The following is a 20,473-nucleotide window of genomic DNA, read 5'->3' as shown; positions in this document are numbered from 1 at the left end:
ATGCCCCGCATGAGGGGCGTTCCAACCGGATGTTTTGCCGCACCCATGCCCTGCCGCTTACTTTACATCATCCGCGGCGCGATCCTCTGCCGCCCCGCTTGGAGTCCGTCTTGCGGCGCAGATCCGTCAGACGTTCGTCGCTGTCCTTCAGGAACCGGGAGAGCTTATCCTCGAACGAGGGAGATCCCGGCTGCCGTGATGCCGCCGTGCGCCGCATATCGCGGGGGGGACGCGGTGGGCGCGCGGGGGCGGCGGACGGCTGCGCCGGTGCCTGCGCCTTATCTTGAAGCGCCTTGATGGAAAGACCGATCTTACCGCGGTCATCCACGGTGAGAACTTTCACGCGAACCGTATCGCGCTCCTTGAGGAAATCATGCACGTCGTTCACATAGACATCGGCAACCTCCGAGATGTGAATGAGCCCTGTCTTTCCTTCCGGGAGTTCGATGAAAGCGCCAAAATTCGTGATCCCTGTAACGACGCCTTCTACTACACTGCCAACTTCAATGGCCAAAACACTTCTTCCCTTCAATACAAAACCGGCGGGGTCGCCCCCGATGATTGATGACCCGTTTATTATACCCAACACATACGCCGTGTGTCAAGAAAATCAGTTGCCGCCGCTGCGTTTTCCGGGGGCATAGGGCAGTTCTCCGACGCGCGTCATTCCCAGCTCTTCCCGTGCCAATTTTTCGATATATGGGAGTTCGCCAAGGTGCTGCTTTTCTGCCAAGAGGCGCTCGTTCTCCGCCTGCGCTGCCGCAAGGCGTTCCGCCGCACCTCGCTGATCTTCGTGGACATGGGAGAGATAAAGCCCTTGCGACACAAGAATCGAGCCAAAATAGCCCAGAATGAGGATGAGTACAATGACGAACCAGCGCGGTCGTCTAGACGGTCTCTTTCGCGCCATCTCTATCTCCTCTCTTGCTCCTGCACATCTCCATCAATATCTGCGCCGCACAGTCCGCCGCCTCTTCTCGTGCCGATGCGTGCGCTGCTTTGCGCATTGCAGGCAATCGATTTGCGAGAATCTCCGCGACGGCGGGTACGATCTGCTCGCCCGGATGCAGCCATACTGCGGCGCCCCGCCGTGTCGCGTAGACCGCATTCTCCGTCTCAGGTCCCGGGATCGGATCATGCAGCAGGAGCGGCAGCCCCGCTGCAAACGCCTCGCTGATTGTGAGTGCCCCCGGTTTTGTAATAAGCAGATCCGCCGCCCGCATGAGCAGCGGCACCTCGTCGGTATAATCCCATACACGGATCAGATGGCGCGATGTCCGGGCTGCACGCCGCGCATCCGCGGCAAGTGCCGCATTGTGCCCCGCCACAACAAGAACGGCAAGCCGTTCCTGACTTGTCTCGAGTGCACACAGCGTCCGCTCTATATCGCCGAGCCCGAGCCCACCACCCATGAGTAGAAGCGCCGGCAGTTCGAAGGGAACTCCTGCGCGCTCCTTCGCCGCTGCGCGGTTCACATGACGCTCTGCACGCGCAATGGGGATGCCCGTCACATGCACTAAGCTGCGGTCAATCCCCAGCTCCGCCATCTGCGCCGCCATCGCTTCGGTCGCGACGAAGTAGGTATCCACACCGCGTGAGAGCCAGATCCGGTGGAGTGCATAATCCGTCAGAAGCGCCGTGAGCAAAAAGTCCCCGCCGTATCGCGCCCGCCACAACGCCGCAGCCCCCTCCGGAAAAGGGTGCGTCGCAACAACGAGATCCGGACGATAAGAGCGTATAAGCCGCCCCATCGTCCGCACCATCACCCACGCAAATGCGGAGCGCACCACGCCGCCCCCCGCCGCACTCCCCGCAAAGCGGAAGAACACATCGTACAAATTCGGGACAAAACGCAGCATCATGAGATAAACACGCTTCATGAGATAGTGAATCACAGAGACGTCGCGCGCCATAAAATCCACAACGGAAATACGCACGTCCTCGCCCGCACGCGCAGCAATTGCCGCACGAATCGCCTCCGCCGCCCGCGTATGTCCGGCGCCGATGGAAGCGGTCAAAATGAGAATATGAACGCGCCCCATGATCGCCTCCTCCGCTGAATACGTTTATTGTATCACAATTCCATGCCGCGGACAAAAGTTTTTTTGCAGCTATGCTGTGAGCCCGCCGTCCACCGTATAGACACTGCCCGTCACCCATGCCGCACCGGACGATGCGAGGAATGCGATCACCGACGCCGCTTCCTCCGGCGTGCCGATGCGTCCCGTCGGATAGAGCTCCGCCATCGTGCGCAGCTGCTCCTCACGCGGCAGATCCGGTCTGAGCTGCCGCTCCGTGAGCGGTGTTAAAATATCCGCAGGCGCAACGGCGTTGACACGCAGGCCGTCCCGTGCCGTCTCAAGAGCGAGTGAACGTGTGAAGGCAACGACCGCCCCCTTTGTCGCCGCATACGCCGCGCAGTAGTAGTTGCCATGCAGCCCCGCATCAGACGCGACGTTCACAATATTGCCCCGCGCAGCACGCAGATACGGCAGAGCCGCGCGCGTCATCTGCATTGTCCCCTTTAGATTGACGTCAAGGAGTTCCTCGAGCGTCGTATCGGAAAGCTCCTCAAGCGCCCCCTCTGCATAAATTCCCGCCGCATTGACAAGAATATCAAGCCCGCCGAAGGCGTGTATCGCCTCCTCCACCACCGCACGGCAGTCCGCAGTCAAGCGTACGTCACCCGCGCAGTAGACTGCACGCGCACCGCCCGCAAGACGCGCAAGCGCCGTTTCTCCGCGTACCTGATCGCGCCCCATCAGAACGACCGACGCGCCGCACGTAAGAAAGATCTCCGCCGCGGCATATCCGATCCCCGACGTCCCCCCTGAGATCAGTACCGTCCGCCCCGCAAAAGCAGTGGACGCGAAAACGAGTTCTTTCATACGACCTCACCGTATAGACAAAAAAGACCGGATTCCCCCATCGGGGAACCCGGTCTCACGCCGTTTCGACTCAGTTTACAGAATCTTTCAGAGCCTTGCCAGCCTTGAACACAGGCGTCTTCGAAGCCGGGATATTGATCTCCTTACCCGTACGGGGATTGCGCCCCTTGCGCGCCTGACGCGCCTTCACCTCGAACGTGCCGAAACCAATCAGCTGAACTCTGTCACCTTCGGAAAGAGCACCCTTGATTGTCTCAAAAATGGCGTTGACAGCCTTTTCCGCGTCCTTCTTCGTGAGATTTGCCTGCTCTGCTACGTTTGCGACTAATTCCTGTTTGTTCAAAGTAGCATCCTCCTTTAAGATATTTTCTTTTTCCCTGCGACCCTAATGACCGCACCGTCATGAGAGAATTTAACAGAATTACTTCGAAAAATCAAGGGGGGGAGAGTGAAAAAAGCCACATTTCCACGAAAAAAAGTATATTTTTTCATCATTTTTCCCAAAAAAGGGGTGTATCGGGGATGAAAAGGCTCGTCAAATGATCCGTATCCTCCTGCCGATCGAGTTCAAAAAGAGCGATCCGTGCAATCCGTTCATCCGGCAGACAGAGGTGATGCAGATAGTATACCTCCCGTGTATCCTCCATATGCTCCATGAGCAACAGCTTCAGATTGGACGCTATTTCACGCGCATAGACCTGCGTCACAATCGTATCGCCGCGCAGCCCCTCGGCAATGCGATCCTCATCGGCGGCGTCCACGATGGAAAGTCCATGCACGGGATCGAGACCGAGCACCGCAAAGAGCGGCTCCAAGAAACTCATCGCGGGCAGGATCTTGACGTCCTCCCCCTCCGCGTGTGTCCACGCCCGCAGGAGGTGCACCGTGCGCTCGGCGACAAACGGGCTGCCCGGCACAAGGTATAAAATCTCCTCCTGTGCCGCACGTTGGAGCAGATCTCCTGCGATGCGCGCATACAATTCCTCAAAATCCGCTGCAGTCTCATAAAAATCATCGTAACTTTCATACGATATGCCCGCTGCATCGAGTGCCTCCACCGTCGGATGGATACGCGTCCGCAGGATAATGTGCCGTGCCGTGGCGATACGATCCCATGTCTCGCGCGTCACCAGTCCGGGTGCCCCGGGTCCGAGCCCTGCGACCGTCAGCCGATATTTTCCCATTGTATCACTCTCCGCAGATCATCTGCACAATTTCCAGTGCGGTATCCAAAATATATTTGCGTTCCTTCGCATTCAGCCGGATGCGGTAGCCCGCGCCCTCGGGAACGGGGCCGATCTGCCGTCCCCAGCGTTCGTTGAGACGCACGAGCGCCTGCAGAGGCAGCTTTGTCCCCTCGGGCAGGCTGATATCAAATGCCTCGCCGTGGGCAGTAATACTGCGTGCCCCAAAGCTGCGTGCAAGATTCTTGATGCGCGCGATATCAAGCAGTGCGAGCACGGGCGGAGTCGGTTCCCCGAACCGGTCGATCAGTTCGTCGAGCAGCGCATCCAGATCCTCACCGGTACGCACCGCCGCGATCTTTTGATAAATTTCGATTTTATGCATCGCATCTTCGATGTAGCCGCCATCAATATACGCCTCGACGGGCAGATCGATAACCGGTTCGACCTCCGGCGATTCCTTCGCCACGCCGCGCCGTTTTGCCACCGCCTCCTCGAGCAGTTTCACATACATCTCAAAGCCGACGCCCGCGATATGCCCGTGCTGCTGTGCCCCGAGCAGGCTCCCTGCCCCGCGGATTTCAAGGTCTCGCATCGCGATCTTAAAGCCCGAGCCGAGCTGCGCAAACTCCTTCATTGCCTGCAGCCGCTTCTCTGCCGTCTCACTCAGCACTTTGTCGCGCCGATAGGTGAAATAGGCAAACGCCATCTTCGCCGAACGCCCCACGCGTCCGCGCATCTGATAGAGCTGGGACAGGCCGAACCGATCCGCGTCGTAGATGATGACCGTGTTCGCGTTCGCGACATCGATACCGTTCTCGATGATACTCGTCGCAAGGAGGATGTCGTAATGTCCCTCGTAAAAATCCATCATGACCTGCTCGAGGATGTCCTCATTCATCTGCCCGTGCGCCGTGGCGATACGCGCCTCCGGCACGAGGCGCAGCAGGTGCTCGCGCATCCGATCGATGCTCTCCACGCGGTTGTAGATGAAATACACCTGCCCACCGCGTGACAGCTCGCGCTCAATCGCACCGCGCATCATCGCGTCGCTGCTCTCCACGACGTAGGACTGCACCGGCAGTCGGTCGGCAGGCGGCGTCTCGATGATGCTCATATCGCGCGCGCCCGCAAGCGACATGTGGAGCGTGCGCGGGATTGGCGTCGCTGAGAGCGTGAGCACGTCTACACCTGCGGCAAACTCCTTAATGCGCTCCTTTTGCGTCACGCCAAACCGCTGCTCCTCGTCGACAATGAGCAGTCCAAGCTTTCGAAAATGCACGCGCGTACGATTGAGAATTGCATGTGTTCCGATGAGGATGTCCACACGCCCCCGTTCCACCTCACGCAGCGTCTCCGCCTGCTCACGCGGTGTACGAAAGCGGCAGACCACATCGACCTTTGGCGCAAAGTCGGCAAAGCGCGCGGCAAAGGTCTGATAATGCTGCTGCGCGAGCACCGTCGTCGGCACGAGCACTGCGACCTGAAATCCGTCCATCGCCGCCTTAAACGCAGCGCGGACGGCGACCTCGGTCTTGCCGAATCCAACATCGCCGCAGAGCAGGCGATCCATCGGGCGCTCGCTCTCCATATCGCGCTTGATCTCCTCGATGGCACGCAGCTGATCCTCCGTCTCCTCGTACGGAAACGCCTCTTCGAACTCGTGCTGCATCGCGTCGTCCGGGGTAAAGGCGTGACCTGCGGCGAGTTTTCTCTTGGCATAGATCTCGAGCAAATGATCCGCGATGTCCTCGACGGATTTCTGCGCCTTCGCGCGTGCGCGCGCCCAATCCGCCGTCCCCATGCGGTGCAGACGCGGCGCCGCCCCCTCCGCGCCGATGTATTTTTGCAAGAGACCGACCTGATCCGTCGGGACGAAGAGCTTGTCGTCACCCCCGTACTGGATGTGCAGGTAGTCGCGGTGTACGCCCGCCACCTCGAGCGTCTCCACGCCGAGGTACTTGCCGATGCCGTGCGAGACATGCACAACGTAGTCGCCGGGCGCAATCTCACGGAAATGCCGGATGCGTTCGCCCGCGCCCGCACTGCGGCGCAGCTTCGCCTTGTGCCGCCCAAAGATGTCCTGCTCGGTGAGGATGACGACATTCGCTGCCGGCAGCTCAAAGCCTGCGCGCAGCGCTCCGCCCGCAGCCGAGATCTCTCCCGGCGCAGGTGTCGCCTCCCGCCGGAGGAGCGCCGCAGGCAGCTTCCATCCTGCGAGCATATCGCGGATGACGTTTGCCCGTTCGCTCCCACCCGCCAGCACGAGGACGCGCGCCTGCTGCGCAAGGTAGCGGCGCAGCTCGCTCTCAAGGAGCGTGAACTGCCGCCGGAACGCCGTCATCGGCACCATTTGAAACGGGATGAGCGCACGCGGCGCACAGGCGGGCAATTTGCGGCTCATGAGGGAGACGAACAGCTCATGTCCCGCAGCCCCCTCCGCGACGAGTTCCTCCCATGAGAAGATGCGTGCGGCGCGCGCCGCGTCCTCCTGCACGGCGTCATGCAGGGCGGTGATGAGGCGCGTCGGCTCGTCGAACACGGTGATGCCCGCCGCGCCGAGATAACTCAAAAAGCACGCCTCCCCCTCATCATCCGCCGCACGCAGCGGCATGATGGAAGCCGTGCTGATATTTTTGATGGAACGCCGCGTCACCGCATCGTATTCGCGCATCGAGTCAATCTCCGCGTCGAAGAACTCGATGCGGATCGGCGAGAGTGCATTGATAGGAAAGATGTCGACGATGCCGCCGCGCACACTGAACTGACCGACATGCTCGACCTCCGCCGCGTGTTCGTAGCCCATGCCGACCATGCGCGCGAGCAGCTCCTCGCGTACGAGTGTGTCCCCGAGCCGCAGGGAGAGCGAGGCGCGCGAAAACTCCGCCGCGCTCAGCCCCTTTTGCGCCGCCGCGCCAATGTCCGCGAGCACGATGATCGGCTCTCTGCGCAGGAGACGCCCGAGGATGTTCATGCGCTGCGCCGCACGCTCCATGCCCTTTGCCGCACCCTGCACAGCGGCAAGCGCATAGTCTAATTCTGGCAGCTCGTAGACGTCTGCCTCGGGAAGCAGCGCCGTCAGATCCTCCTGCCACGCACGCAGGGACTCTCGCCCTGCCGTAACGATTGCCAAAGGACGCGGCGTGCCGTCATAGGCGGCGGCAACCGCTGCATGCTTAAGTGAGCCCGCGCAGCCATGCGCAAGAATCTGCTGCGGCTGTGCCGCAAGCTCCTCAGAGAGCTTACGAACGGCAGGATCGAGCCGCAGCGCGGCAAAGAATGCGCTCATTTGCTGCCGATCGCAAGCGCCGCACGGACAAAGCCCGCAAAGAGGGGATGCGGATGGTTCGGACGTGATTTCAGCTCGGGATGGAACTGCGATGCGACGAACCACGGGTGATCCGCGATCTCCACCACCTCGACGAGACGGTCGTCGGGACTCGTTCCCGCGATGACCAGCCCCGCCGCTGAGAGCTGCGCACGGTACGCGTTGTTGAACTCAAAACGATGCCGGTGCCGCTCACTGATCTCCTCCTCACCGTACTCCACCTGCGAGCGCGATCCCTCCGCGAGCACGCAGGGATAGGCACCGAGACGCATCGTCCCTCCCTTTTCCTCCACACCGTGCTGATCCTCCATCAGAGCGATGACGGGATGCGGCGTCTCGGGCGCGAACTCGGTGCTGTGTGCCTCATTGAGTTTACATACGTTGCGTGCGAACTCGATGACCGCACACTGCATCCCAAGGCAGAGTCCGAGGAACGGGATCCCGTGCACACGTGCATACTCAATCGCGCGAATCTTGCCCTCAACGCCGCGGTCGCCGAACCCGCCCGGCACAAGAATCCCCTTACAACCAACAAAGAGTTCGTCGAGATCAGCCTCTGTGCTTTCAAGTTCCTCGGCATTGATCCATGCGATCTTCACCTGTGTGTCGTTTTCGATGCCGCCGTGATGCAGCGCTTCCGTCACGGACATATAGGCATCCGGCAGGGCGACGTATTTCCCGACGACGGCAATCTTGACCTTTTTCGACGGGTGGTTGATCTTAAAGACCATCTGCTCCCACGCGTCCATATTGGAGGGGTCAAAATTCATTGCCATCTTCGACAGGACGATGCGGTCAAGCCCTTCCTGCTGCATCATAAGCGGGACTTCGTAAATTGTTGATGCCGTACGGTTCTCGATCACCGCGTCCGCGTCCACATCGCAAAAGAGTGCAATCTTTTCCTTCATTTCGCGCGGAATGGGCTGCTCCGTCCGGCAAACGAGAATGTCCGGCTGAATGCCAATGGCACGCAGCTCTTTGACACTGTGCTGCGTCGGTTTCGTCTTGAGTTCCCCCGCCGCACTGATATAGGGGAGGAGCGTCACATGAATATAGAGCGCGTCGTTCTTGCCGACCTCTTTCTTGACCTGGCGAATTGCCTCAAGAAAGGGCAGGCTCTCGATATCGCCGACGGTGCCGCCGATCTCCGTGATCACTACGTCGGCGCCGTCCGCCTTTGCCACATCGTAGACGCGCTGCTTGATCTCGTTCGTGATATGCGGGATTACCTGCACCGTCGAACCGAGGTAGTCGCCGCGGCGCTCCTTGTTGAGCACATTGGAATAAACCTTGCCCGTCGTGATGTTGGAGCGCTTCGTCAGATTGATGTCGATGAACCGCTCATAATGCCCCAGATCGAGATCCGTCTCCGCTCCGTCGTCGGTGACGAACACCTCGCCGTGCTGATACGGGCTCATTGTGCCGGGGTCGATGTTGATGTAGGGATCAAATTTTTGAATTGTTACTTTCAGCCCGCGATTCTTAAGCAAGCGACCGAGGGATGCCGCCGTAATGCCCTTGCCCAGAGATGAAACAACGCCGCCCGTGACGAAAATATACTTTGCCATGCCGTTCCTCCGCCTGTCTCAATCAGTTCTGAATGCTTTCGAGTTTCTTCTTCCGCATGGTCTCCTTTGTAACGCCTGATTTAGCTGTGCCAACAGAGCGTGACGATGAGCGCTTGACCTCGGGCGGCACCCACTCCGTGAGCCCCCATTTGCCCTCGCCCTCGTAATGAAAGCGGCTGTCCATGTTCATCATCGTGTAGATCTCGGAGATCGCCGCCGAGAGCGACTGTACCGGCTTATGTTTCGCCTCGATGACCGCAAGGATCAGCTCTTTGTACTGCACAGGCTCCTTCTTCTCCATCAGGATATGATAGGCGACATCCATCTCCGACATATGCTCAAAATCCATAAATACGCTCCTTCCTGAGATACCGATTACATCTGCTCGGGCGCCGAAACGCCGAGGATACCGAGACTATGACGAATAACATGCCGCGTCGCCGTGACGAGCGCGAGCCGCGCCGATGCGAGCGGCTTTTCCTGTCCGACGATACGGCATTGATTGTAAAACGAATGAAATGCGCCCGCCAGCTCGTAGCTGTACCGCGCGATACGCTGCGGCGCGTACTCCGCCGCAGCCCGTGCGATCTCCTCCGGATACGCCGCGAGCTTCTTAATGAGGGCGATCTCCGTGTCCTCCTTCAGCAGCGAGAGCTCCGCGCCATCCGCCGGCATGAGACCAAGTTCCCCCGCCTGCCGGAAGATGCTCGAGATGCGCGCATGTGCATACTGGACGTAGTAGACCGGGTTCTCGTTCGACCGCTTCTTTGCAAGATCGAGATCGAAATCGAGCTGACTGTCGAGCGAACGCATGATGAAGAAATACCGCGCCGCATCGACGCCAACTTCTTCCATCAGCTCGCGCAGCGTCACGGTCTCACCCGTGCGCTTCGAGAGCTTTACGAGGTCACCGTCGCGGTAGAGACTCACCATTTGCAGGAATAGGACTGTGAGCTGTGCGGGATCGTGCCCGAGCGCCGCCATCGCAGCCTTGACGCGCGCGACGTAACCGTGATGATCCGCTCCCCAGATGTTGATAAGACGCCCGTAGCCGCGCCGATATTTATCGTCGTGGTAGGCAATATCCGCCGCGAGATAGGTCGGCACGCCGTTATCTCGGAAGATCACGCGATCCTTATCGTCGCCGTAGTCCGTCGAGCGCAGCCACACCGCGCCGTCCTTCCGGTACGCGGTGCCGCGCGCCAGCAGTTCGTCCACCGCGCGCCGCACCGCGTCGGGATGGAGCGTGCGCTCGCTGAACCAGCGGTCGAACGTCACGCCGAAATCCGCAAGATCCTCCTTGAGCGCGGCGAGCTTTTCACGATAGGCGACATCCTGAAAAATTCTAAGACGCTCCTCCTCGGGGAGCGCGAGGTATTTGTCCCCATCCTTATCGATAATGCGTCGCGCCGTCTCCGTAATGTCGGCGCCGTGGTAACCGTTTTCGGGGAACGTCACCGCCTGCCCCAGCAGTTCGAGGTAGCGCGCGTTCACCGAGACCGCGAGCAAATTCATCTGATTGCCCGCGTCGTTGACATAGTACTCGCTGTCCACCGCATAGCCCGCCGCACGCAGCAGCTTTACGAGTGCCGAGCCGACCGCCGCGCCGCGCCCATGCCCCACATGCAGAGGTCCCGTCGGGTTCGCGCTGACATATTCCACCTGCACGCGCGGTGCATCCGCGCGCGCGGGAAGTTGCCCATATGCCTCTCCTGCCACAAGTACGCCGCGCAGCATATCGGCATATACCGAAGGCTTTAGATAGAGATTAATGAAGCCGGGACCCGCAATCTCCGTGTGCTCCAGCCAGTCCCCTGTCAGATAGGATACAATAATCTCAGCAATCGCTTTCGGGGACTTACGGAACACACGCGCCGACTGCATCGCAAAATTGGTCGCAACATCGCCCATATCCTTCTCAGGCGGCTCCTCAAGGACAATCGGGGGGAATGCCGCGCCCTGCGGCAGCAGCCCCTCCGCGGCGGCACGCTCCGCTGCCGTCATAATCGCCTGCTCGATCTCCTGTTTTATCTGCACAATAAACTCCTTTACCTCGGCTCAATTTTTATTTCCAGTGTGTTATCGCTTTGGCGTACACCGTCCACATAGAGCGTGTAGAAAATGTACGCCTCCTCCGCACCGTCCTCCGCCCTGCGCATCCGCAGACGCCGCGTCAGCGTCGTGATAGAGAGCGTCCCATACGGCGTGTGGTAGCTGCTTCGGCGCTCCTTGCCCGGCATAAAATGCTGTGCAAACCGCACAATTCCCCGCCGCTGCAGGAGAATCTGATCCGCACCGAAGCGCAGCACCGTCGGTACCGTCTCTCCCTCGATCAGCTCCGTATCGTCATAACTCACATAGCGGCTGTCACCACGCAAAAAACGCCGTCCCGTGACGGACAGCGCAATGCGGCTTTCTTCACCCGCGGCATCCACCTGACGCCCCACAAGCGAAACATGTACCTCTCCACCCTTCACCGAATCGTCCCTCCGATAAAAAGTGTTCTGCATTCCCTAATTCTGATCAACGGCAATGTCCAGCTCCACCAGCTTACCACTGAGATCCATCTCCACGACGAGATACTGCCCGTCGCTGATCTTCACCTCGAAATCGCTGCCCACCGTAAGCGACGGCGTCGATATGTCGACATCGAGCCCAAGTCCCGTGATATTCGTCGCCGTGTTCGCCGTCAGCATATTGCTGAGCTCGGAGATCGCGCTCTGCGCCATCTCGTCGAATGCCTCCACCGGCATTCCCATCATCATCGTGGAAGCAATGAACTTTGCCGTATCCTCACTCATATTGTAAACGACATTGCCGCGAATCTGTTTCGTAAACCCGACAAGCACCGAAACGCCGAGACTTTTGGCGCGGCTCGAAGCAGCGTAGAGTTTCGTCCGCGTCGGCTCAGGAAAGCCCAGCATCGGCATCACCGTCGTAAAGGCATCCACAAAAGGATTGATCAGTTTTGCATCCATCGACTACTCTCCCTCTGCAAAGCCCACGTTCATCCGGATCGTTCCGATTGGCAGCTGCACACTGATACAGAACGTCGTCATGCGCGGGCTTACGATATGCACCTTCGACCCGCGGATCGTCCCCGGAGGCGTCAGGCGCAGTTCCTTCCCCTCAAGCACATTATTGATCTTTGAAATGCCGCGCCCCGCAATGATATTTGCGGCTTCCTCAACGGCATCATCCGCCTCGCTCGGCTCGATCTCTTCGATGGTCGCGCGTCCAAGCATATGCATCGCAAAGAGCTTGATCACCGGCTCTTCCAAATAGAAAATTGCGCGCCCCGTCGTAAAGCCCGTAATGCCGATGATCACAGCGGCACCGCTCACATCGAGGTGTCGCGGTTCGTATTCCTCAATCTCCGCCGTCCCTTCCATGCGGAGCAGTCCCGCTGTTCCCTCCTGCAGTGCGCGTGCAAACGGTTTTGCATAGAGTTCACGGAACGTCGTCAGTCGGCTCTCTCCCGCCTCACAAAGCAGATGCAGCGCATCAACGAGATCCTGCTTCGCAATCGGTTTTTGCAGGAACGCCCGTATGCCGATCGCCTTGCCCTGCGTAATGAGGTTCAGATCCTTCATCGCGCTCACCATCACGATATTCGCGTCCGGATCCATTATAATGATGCGGCGGCTGCACTCGAGCCCGTTTGCATCGGGCAGATTCATATCCATCGTCACGGCATCGGGGCGCAGTTCCTCATAGAGGCGCACCGCCTCCGCGGCGTCCGCCGCCATCCCGCACACCTCAAAATCCGTATCCCTTAGATTCTCGGCAATCATCACGCGGCTGATCTTGGAATCATCGACGACCAGCACCCGTAATTTCCCCATATTCTTTCACCCTCTTTGACACAGTCTGAACTGCGTCTCCATTATACACGAAATTGGGTATTCCGTCACATATTTTTTGGCAAAACTTCGATCCAGTATCCGTCGGGATCCTCGACGAAGTAAATGCCCATCTCCGCGTTCTCGTAGCAGATGATGCCCATGTCCGCATGTTTTTCGCGTGCCGCAGCGTAGTCGTCCGTATAGAGCGCGAGGTGGAACTCCTTCTCCCCGAGATTATACGGCTCCTTACGCGTATGCAGATATGTCAACTCCAGCTCAAAATCCGTCCTGCCGTCCGTCAGATAAACGAGCGTAAAACCGGGCGCTTCCAAGCGCCGCTTCTCCCTGAAATCAAAAGCACGCGCATAGAATTCCATACTCCGAGACAAATCAAGTACATTGAAATTGACATGTGTAAACGAAAATGCCATCATGCCCTCCTATCAGGATACCAAAACATCGGCAGGAAAACCGTATCTTTCGTTACGATATTACGGTCGTCCGTCCCCCGTATCCACGCGGTCGAAGACCTCCGTAACTGCCTGCGGCGGCGGCGCGTCAAGCCTGCTCACAACGTAGATCGCGAGCAGGGAGAAGAGGAAGCCCGGTACGATTTCATAGAGCCCAAAGGGCGCGAACTGCTTCCATACGAGCACCGTCAGCCCGCCCGTCACAATACCCGCGAGCACGCCGCGTTCCGTTGTCCGCCGCCAAAAGAGACATGAGAGGAGCGCGGGACCGAACGCCGCGCCAAAGCCCGCCCACGCATAGGCAACCATATCGAGGATGAAATTGTCGGGGCTCAGTCCCAGATAGATTGCGCCCGCCGCGATCGCGAGAACGGAGATCCTGCTGGCCCAGACCAGTTCCTCTTGGGGTGCTGCGGGACGGAAACTGCGGCGGTAGATGTCCTGCGCGAACGCCGACGCCGCGACAAGGAGCTGTGCCGACGCCGTACTCATGATCGCTGCAAGTACTGCCGCGAGGATTAGCCCTGCCGCAATCGGTGGGAAGAGCTCCCCCGCCATCACGAGGAACACTGTCTCCGCCGCCGTTCCCTCAAGCGGCGTCCGCAGATAGACCGCGCCCACCATGCCGACGAGCAGCGCTGCCCCGAGCGAGATCACGACCCATGCCATCGCAATGCGCGTCGCCTGCGGCAGCTCGCGTGCGTCCCGGATTGCCATGAACCGCACGAGGATATGCGGCTGCCCAAAGTACCCGATGCCCCATGCCATCAGCGAGATGAACTCGACGAAGCCGAGCGTCGACCCATCGGGTTTGGTCAGCGGCGCAAAGAAAGAGGCATGCGTCGCATAGAGCATCTGTGCCGTCGCTGTAAACCCGCCGAGCATCAGCGCCGCGCCGACGGGAACAACGAGAATCGCAAAGAACATCATCACACCCTGGATGAAGTCCGTACGCGACACCGCAAGGAAGCCGCCGACAAGCGTATAGAACACGACGACACCCGCTCCGAGCAGGAGCGACGGCACATACGGCAGGCTGAAAATCGTCTCAAAGAGGCGTCCCGCCGCTACAAATCCTGAGGACGTATAGAGGATGAAAAAGATCAGAATAAAAATTGCCGGTACGACACGCAGCATGCCCGAATCACTCATAAAGCGATTTTCAAAGAAGTCCGGCAGTGTCAGCGAATTATTCGCCGCCTCCGTGTAGACGCGCAGCCGAGCAGCAACAAAATGCCAGTTCGCCCATGTTCCGAGGATGATGCCGAGCGCAATCCAGCCCGCATTCAGTCCGGCCACATACGCAAATCCCGGCACCCCCATCAGCATCCAGCCCGACATATCGGACGCCTCGGCGCTCATGGAGGTCACCCATGCGCCAAGCTTACGGTTACCGAGGAAATAGTCGCTCATGTTGCGCGTCCGCCGATAATAATACACCCCGATGCCCATCATCAGGAACATATAGACGAAGAAAACAATACTTATCTCTATTCGATCCGCCAAGAACAGCGCCCCTTACAATCAATTCAGCAATATGTTGCTCATTATACGAGATTTTTCATAGAAAAGCAAAATGTTTTCCGGATTTCCTCATTTACGTATGTTGGGCAACAATTCATAGCGCCGTCGGCAAATCGGCTTCGCTGCTCCTCTGTGAGACTTGCAACAACTTTTTCAATACGCGTTTTCACATAGTCGTTCTGCGCCGCAACGGTCATGTTCTCACAGAACATATACTCTTCGTCCGGAATCTCCACTTGATAGAGCGTCGGTTTATCGTGTTCAATCTGCCACTCTCCGCCCTCTTTTTCAAGGATATCCAAAGCCTCCCGCATGATAGCGGCGCTCTTTTCCATGCCTTTGCGTTTTTCATAGCGCGCGAGCTGTTTCTTAACATCCTCTTTTGCCGCCGCAAGATCGCCCTCTGCCCCTTCAAAAGCCATGAGCGCCTGATCCACAGGAGAGCCGTCTGCAAACCGAGCGCCGCTTTTCTCTAAAATCCAGCGTCCTTCTTCATCATGTGTATAGGTGTCTGTCTTTGTATGCACTTTAGGCATGTGTTCCAGCCATGTCTTATAGGCTTCGGAAATATGCCAATCCTTCGCAAAATACAGTCCCCACCCGTGCGCCTGATGTCCTTCACCCAGGCCAATCATGCCGAGGTCAAAGTGTTCAAACCAATACGGCGAGCCGTGCCATGCGATTTGATTGAATACCTGCTGCGGCAGAGAATGAATCGGATCGAAATTCGCTTTCCCCGTCACAGGGTCGATATAAAAATTCTTGTCTGTATCCTTGACACCGCGCAGCATATCCCTTATAGTTATATGCGAAGGGACTCCGTTGGCCACATTTACACCCTTGGTGGTGCCGTGGTACGGGGCTCCTTTTTTGTGTGCAATTTCAATCTCATAAAGTGATACATTCTGCGGGCTAATGGAGACTGCCCCGTTCATATCCTCTGCTGTAATAATAAGCGTTTTAAGCTGTCCCCCCGCTTTTATGGGGACCATGATGCGATAGTACCGCTGTACCGAATTTTTCCGCTCTTGCACTGTGCGTGCGCGCCCCGTGAGTCCCTTTGAGGGCTTAGCTTTTGTGTTCGAAGAAATATCAATGACACGTGCATTTTGAAGGACAGTCGCAAGATTACTGAGCGTCTTATTGCGCGCTTTAACATTTCTAGGATCACCCTGCGATTTACCAAACACGATATGTTTTTGACCGTAGGTATCTGTATTAGCAGGAATCCCAACAAGCGCGCAGAAGTCTGCCGTCGGAATTGGCGCTATTGTGCTAAGAGAGCGAATGTAGGCGAGCACGGCTTTCTTATCCGCTTTCTTGAGTACGTTCGCCATGCTGTCAAAGTCAAGCACAGGAACGTTCTCATTAAGGTTTACACCTTGTGCAACCGCCTGATACATATCCGCCTTGTGCTTCCCCTCACTGTCAAGGCCAAAGAACCGCTCGTAATAGTCTTTCGCTGTCAGCTTCTCGCCCGTCTTTTTCGATACGGCATTTGCAAAGATATCCGCATGACGGGCAAAGAGGATCGCATTGAGACGCGCGACGGGTGCCGTCTGTCCGCCAATCACCGAGAGCTTTTTCGACAGGTCACGGTACACATGGAACGCCTCGGGAGATAGTCCCTCCGTGAGTCTCATTTCCGCACTCGTCATTTCCTTCATGTGCGGCTTGATGCGCTCCATTACGGAAAGGTTCTCGCGCAGCTTCTCAATCGCAGGAGTGGCTTCTGCCATTGCCTCCGCCGTTTCGGCACTATCGGGGATCCATCCTTCGACCTTCGGCGCAGACGCATCGCCCGTTACCATGGCAACCGCCATATCCTCGAGTTCTGCAACAGTCGGCTTGCGCTTATGCTCCTTGAAGAAATCCCGATACCATAGATCATTTTCGCTGTAGCGGATGTATGTATCGTTGCCGACATCATCCTTCACCGTGAGAATTTGACCGCCTTTTCCCATGCCGTCTTTGAGGCGTGCAAGCGCGGGGGCGATGTATTCGTCGAGCTCCGCGCGCATTTCTGCGCGATCTTTTTATAACGTATTTAAAAAAATATATAGAAAGAGCCGCCGCACAAATATATGCACGTGTCGACTCTTTCTTTCTATGTGTTATATTAATTTTTCTTGTCAGCTCAGCTTAAACGTCTCAACCGCTGACTGAAGCTCAGTCGCCATCTCTGAGAGATGCTTGCTCGCGGAGGCAACTTCATGGACGGATGCCGTCTGCTCCTCAGTCGCCGCAGAGACGGTCTGCGTCTCGTCCGCAAGGGACGCAGCGACTTCTTCGATGCTGCGGATAGACGCCGTGATCCGCTTGCTCCCCTCATTTGTCGCCTTGATCGCCTCGGCAGAATACGCGATGCGCTCCATGAGCTGCGTGATCTGTGCGACAATCTCCCGGAATGCTTCGCCCGCCTCATGCACCGACTGCACACTGCCGATGGTCATCTCCGTGCCGGTCTGCATGGAAACAACAGCTTCCTGCGTACGTTTTTGAATCTCGGTGATGATGCTCGTGATATTCTCTGTGGCACTGCCCGACTGCTCGGCGAGCTTACGCACTTCCTCGGCGACTACGGCAAATCCGCGCCCGTGTTCACCGGCGCGCGCCGCTTCGATCGCGGCATTGAGCGCGAGGAGATTTGTCTGTTCGGCGATCCCGGAAATGGTATCGACGATTTCGCCGATTTGCTTCGACTGCTCACCAAGTGCACGGATGATGCCCTCGGTTTCCTTGACCGTCGTTTCGAGCTTGCCCATATTCCCAACCGCCTGCTCCACCTTGTCCGCACCGTCGGTGGCCGCGTTATGCGCCGACTGCGACGCTTCGGTGATGCTCCGGGAATTGTCCGAAAGAATCGTGAGCTGGCGATCCATGTCCTCAACAACCTCGATTGCCTCCGTGACGGCTTCTTTCTGTTTGACCGTCCCTTCTGCGACCTGCATGATGGAGTCTGCAACGAGGTTCGATGCCTGCGAAGTCTGTTCAGAGTTCTCTGTGAGGTGCTCGGATGCCGTTGCAACGGACTCGGCGCTGTTCTTTGCGCTTCGGAGCACGCCGGACAGGCGTTCCGTCATATGGTTGAATGCCGCCGCCATGCGCCCGAACTCATCGCCCGAATCCACGGTGAGCTTTTCAATCGCAAGGTTGCCGCCTGCGATTTCCTCCGCTGCACTGCCCATGCGAATAAGCGGTGCCGTCGCCTTTCCGGCCATGAAATAGGCAAGCCCGCCCGCTGCCGCAACGAGGATGATCCCCAAAATAATGATCGGAATCGCCGCCTGAATCCCCACCGACAGCACGTAGGACTTCGGCGTTGCTGTCGCAATGACCCACCCCGTCGTATCGTTCCGGTCATAACTCACATAGTAGGTATTCCCGTCTTTGAAGGTGACTTCCGTCGTCCCCGCATTGCCCGCGAGCGCGTCCTTCACAAAGTCGTACCCACTGGAGTCCGTGCGGTCTTCTTCTTTTTCAATCTTGACCTCGGAATCCGCAAGGTCTTTCCCATGACTGTCAATGATAAAGACGCGCGTATGTTCGTCCGATGCCGCCTTCACAAAGTCCGCAATCACGCCGAGGTCATAATCCCGCTGCACCATGCCGACGACCTTTTTCTGTGCGTCAAATACAGGCACGGCAATAACGGAGATAAACCGCCCTGTCGCCTTGCTGACAACGATATCCGAAATACTCTCCTTGCCCGCCATGGCATCCTTGAAATAGGCACGCGTCGCCGTATTTACAGGCTCTTTCCCATCGCTGCGCAGGAGCTGCTGCCCGTTCGTATCGGTGATAAGTGTCGGATTTGCATCCTTAAAGATATCATTCGTACGCTTCAGAGAGCCCTCCATATCCGCCGCATTTTCCACAGGGTTCTCAAGATAGCGAATCGTCTCTCCGCTCCCGGCGAGTGCCTTGATCCCGTTGCGGTTCTCCTCAAACAGCCCCGTGATGTTGGAATCGATCACCTTGACACGTTGCTGACTCACTGCTTGCAGCTGCTCAATTCCCCGGCTCACCGTGCTGTAAAAATTGACGCCGATGCTGATGAGCAGCGGCACTGCGCTGATGAGAATAAGAATGACGACCATCTTTGTTTTGACGCTTGCATTTTGAAACATCCCCTCAGACTCCTTTCTGACAATCCCCCAATATATTACGCTCTCATTATAACTATTTTTTACTCTGATGTCACATTTTTTATTGTATATCTAAAATTTTATATTGCAGAATTATTCTACTTTTCTAATATATGTATTTCCTCCTTATGTTTCCATTGATATTACTTATCTGATTAAGTCGTCTAAATTCAATACAGAACAATATTTTATTCCTCTAAAATCATTCTCCAAGAGTATAATCGCAAAACAAAACGACATCAATGCAAAGCGCAGCGATGCCGTATGTACTATTTTATTTGAGTCTCAAAGTGTTTTGATGAGCTGTGCGAGTTTATCCGCATGCTGTGCACTGCGCTTTTTCATATCGGCAACCGCCGCCGCATCCGAGCGTGTCGCATAGGAGACATTCCCGGTGTAGACGCGTCCGGCATACTCCATGCCGCAGAGTGCACAGGTGGAGACGACCGGCAGGAGGTATTCATCGATCTCGTGCCCGGCAGCTCCCTCCTTGCTGTACATCTCGGCAGGCGTGCCGGTCGTGAGTGATACGACAAGCTTCTTGCCCTTCAATTTATCACCTGTTCGTCCATGTGACCAGCCATGCTTGAACGTCTCTTCCATCCAGCGCTCGAGGAGCGACGGCAGAGAGTACCAAAACACGGGAAACTGGAGCACGACAACGTCCGCTTTCTCAAGCTTTGCCTGTTCGGCGGCGATGTCGATTTTATAGTCCGGATACAATTTGTCAAGATAGTCAAACTCAACCGAAGGGATGAGCTTCGCCAACTCTTCCATGATGGTTTTGTTTGCGACAGAATCGTTCAGATCCGTATGACCGGAGACCACAAGCACATTTTTCATCGGATATTCCTCCCATTCATTCCACTGTGCTCATTGTAGCACGGAAGCGGTAATGCGTCTATACTAGAGTACACTCCGATTTTTCCTGAAAAAATACGCGTGCAGCGCTCCCCTTGATGCAAAAGCGCAGGCTGCCGCAGCAGACGCGCCAACACAGTCTATCGGATGAATTGGAAGATATTCCAGGACTCCTTCCCTGTTTTTTCCTTCATGTAATATGCATAATTGGCAAGTATCGCGAAGAGGAAATTGACTCCGTAGCTGCACGCTTTGATTGCTCTGTGGGAAAACCCGAGCGCATCCAGCACGAGGCCAACCGCAACGAGGGTCAGAACTTGAACAAGTGCGGATCGCCACATGCCCTTGGTAAGAAAGAATATGAATCCGACGAGCATCACCCAGAGATTGATTGTGATGTTCGAGCGTTCAAACAATCCCATGGATTTGAGTGCCAAAGCCCCCTCTTTACTGTAGGGTTTTCCGTAGTTCTCATAGAAAGCAAATCGTTTTGCCCATTTTTCACTATATACTTTGCCAAAGTATTCTCGATCCTGCACGTCCATTACTATAACCTCCTTAAAACAAGAATGTATAAAATAATAAATTCATATCGTACCGCATTCCGGCAAACGCATACGGTACGATATGAAAACCATTCAAACGGCTTTGTTGGTA

The 20,473-nt window shown here is 56.8% G+C and carries 19 protein-coding genes; all 19 read right to left on the bottom strand.

Annotated elements, in window-relative coordinates; genetic code table 11:
• Nucleotides 1-67: 67 nt before the first annotated feature.
• The 19 genes from HMPREF9162_RS00435 to HMPREF9162_RS00345 all read right to left on the bottom strand — a co-directional run bounded on the left by HMPREF9162_RS00435 (nucleotide 68) and on the right by HMPREF9162_RS00345 (nucleotide 20,361).
• Nucleotides 68-514, bottom strand: a complete 447-nt coding sequence (locus HMPREF9162_RS00435; protein WP_009438109.1) for a S1 domain-containing RNA-binding protein — start codon at nucleotides 512-514, stop codon at nucleotides 68-70.
• A gap of 96 nt (nucleotides 515-610) precedes the next feature.
• Complete coding sequence (locus HMPREF9162_RS00430; protein ID WP_009349958.1) at nucleotides 611-910, bottom strand: septum formation initiator family protein; 300 nt, start codon at nucleotides 908-910, stop codon at nucleotides 611-613.
• Nucleotides 888-2,042 (bottom strand): glycosyltransferase, encoded by a 1,155-nt coding sequence (locus tag HMPREF9162_RS00425; RefSeq protein ID WP_009438093.1) that lies wholly within the window; start codon nucleotides 2,040-2,042, stop codon nucleotides 888-890. The genes HMPREF9162_RS00430 and HMPREF9162_RS00425 overlap by 23 nt, the downstream gene beginning before the upstream one ends.
• A gap of 69 nt (nucleotides 2,043-2,111) precedes the next feature.
• Complete coding sequence (locus HMPREF9162_RS00420) at nucleotides 2,112-2,888, bottom strand: SDR family NAD(P)-dependent oxidoreductase (protein ID WP_009438027.1); 777 nt, start codon at nucleotides 2,886-2,888, stop codon at nucleotides 2,112-2,114.
• Nucleotides 2,889-2,958: 70 nt separating this feature from the next.
• Nucleotides 2,959-3,231 (bottom strand): HU family DNA-binding protein, encoded by a 273-nt coding sequence (locus HMPREF9162_RS00415; protein WP_009349955.1) that lies wholly within the window; start codon nucleotides 3,229-3,231, stop codon nucleotides 2,959-2,961.
• A gap of 148 nt (nucleotides 3,232-3,379) precedes the next feature.
• Complete coding sequence (locus HMPREF9162_RS00410; protein WP_009349954.1) at nucleotides 3,380-4,072, bottom strand: SAM-dependent methyltransferase; 693 nt, start codon at nucleotides 4,070-4,072, stop codon at nucleotides 3,380-3,382.
• Nucleotides 4,073-4,076: 4 nt separating this feature from the next.
• Nucleotides 4,077-7,361, bottom strand: coding sequence for a transcription-repair coupling factor (mfd, locus tag HMPREF9162_RS00405; protein WP_009438079.1), 3,285 nt, complete (start codon nucleotides 7,359-7,361; stop codon nucleotides 4,077-4,079).
• The gene (locus tag HMPREF9162_RS00400; protein WP_009438014.1) at nucleotides 7,358-8,968 is read right to left on the bottom strand and encodes a CTP synthase; all 1,611 of its coding nucleotides are present in this window, start codon (nucleotides 8,966-8,968) and stop codon (nucleotides 7,358-7,360) included. The genes mfd and HMPREF9162_RS00400 overlap by 4 nt, the downstream gene beginning before the upstream one ends.
• A gap of 22 nt (nucleotides 8,969-8,990) precedes the next feature.
• Complete coding sequence (gene rpoE, locus HMPREF9162_RS00395; RefSeq protein ID WP_009438103.1) at nucleotides 8,991-9,317, bottom strand: DNA-directed RNA polymerase subunit delta; 327 nt, start codon at nucleotides 9,315-9,317, stop codon at nucleotides 8,991-8,993.
• Between the two features lie 26 nt (nucleotides 9,318-9,343).
• Nucleotides 9,344-11,005 carry an arginine--tRNA ligase gene (gene argS, locus HMPREF9162_RS00390; RefSeq protein WP_009438009.1) on the bottom strand — a complete coding sequence of 554 codons (1,662 nt, stop codon included), beginning with the start codon at nucleotides 11,003-11,005 and terminating at the stop codon, nucleotides 9,344-9,346.
• Nucleotides 11,006-11,016: 11 nt separating this feature from the next.
• Nucleotides 11,017-11,445, bottom strand: a complete 429-nt coding sequence (locus HMPREF9162_RS00385) for a DUF1934 domain-containing protein (RefSeq protein WP_009438127.1) — start codon at nucleotides 11,443-11,445, stop codon at nucleotides 11,017-11,019.
• A gap of 36 nt (nucleotides 11,446-11,481) precedes the next feature.
• Nucleotides 11,482-11,946, bottom strand: coding sequence for a chemotaxis protein CheX (locus HMPREF9162_RS00380; protein ID WP_009349948.1), 465 nt, complete (start codon nucleotides 11,944-11,946; stop codon nucleotides 11,482-11,484).
• Nucleotides 11,947-11,949: 3 nt separating this feature from the next.
• A complete protein-coding gene (locus tag HMPREF9162_RS00375) occupies nucleotides 11,950-12,813 on the bottom strand; it encodes a response regulator (protein ID WP_009438034.1) in 864 nt (287 codons plus the stop codon).
• A 65-nt stretch (nucleotides 12,814-12,878) separates the two neighbouring features.
• On the bottom strand, nucleotides 12,879-13,244 hold the full coding sequence (locus tag HMPREF9162_RS00370; protein ID WP_009438098.1) for a VOC family protein: 366 nt from the start codon (nucleotides 13,242-13,244) through the stop codon (nucleotides 12,879-12,881).
• Between the two features lie 60 nt (nucleotides 13,245-13,304).
• On the bottom strand, nucleotides 13,305-14,789 hold the full coding sequence (gene putP / locus HMPREF9162_RS00365; protein WP_009438119.1) for a sodium/proline symporter PutP: 1,485 nt from the start codon (nucleotides 14,787-14,789) through the stop codon (nucleotides 13,305-13,307).
• 41 nt (nucleotides 14,790-14,830) lie between these two features.
• The gene (locus tag HMPREF9162_RS00360; RefSeq protein ID WP_009438100.1) at nucleotides 14,831-16,828 is read right to left on the bottom strand and encodes a hypothetical protein; all 1,998 of its coding nucleotides are present in this window, start codon (nucleotides 16,826-16,828) and stop codon (nucleotides 14,831-14,833) included.
• 111 nt (nucleotides 16,829-16,939) lie between these two features.
• Complete coding sequence (locus HMPREF9162_RS00355; RefSeq protein WP_009349942.1) at nucleotides 16,940-18,937, bottom strand: methyl-accepting chemotaxis protein; 1,998 nt, start codon at nucleotides 18,935-18,937, stop codon at nucleotides 16,940-16,942.
• Nucleotides 18,938-19,240: 303 nt separating this feature from the next.
• Complete coding sequence (locus tag HMPREF9162_RS00350; protein WP_009437995.1) at nucleotides 19,241-19,798, bottom strand: NAD(P)H-dependent oxidoreductase; 558 nt, start codon at nucleotides 19,796-19,798, stop codon at nucleotides 19,241-19,243.
• 158 nt (nucleotides 19,799-19,956) lie between these two features.
• Nucleotides 19,957-20,361 carry a DUF2628 domain-containing protein gene (locus HMPREF9162_RS00345; RefSeq protein WP_009438105.1) on the bottom strand — a complete coding sequence of 135 codons (405 nt, stop codon included), beginning with the start codon at nucleotides 20,359-20,361 and terminating at the stop codon, nucleotides 19,957-19,959.
• Nucleotides 20,362-20,473: the final 112 nt, after the last annotated feature.

Origin of the sequence: Selenomonas sp. oral taxon 137 str. F0430 (assembly GCF_000183625.1) — a bacterium.
GTDB classification, from domain to species: Bacteria; Bacillota; Negativicutes; order Selenomonadales; family Selenomonadaceae; genus Centipeda; species Centipeda artemidis.
Note: the sequence above shows the minus strand (reverse complement) of the source record. Positions and strands in the feature narration are given on the sequence as shown.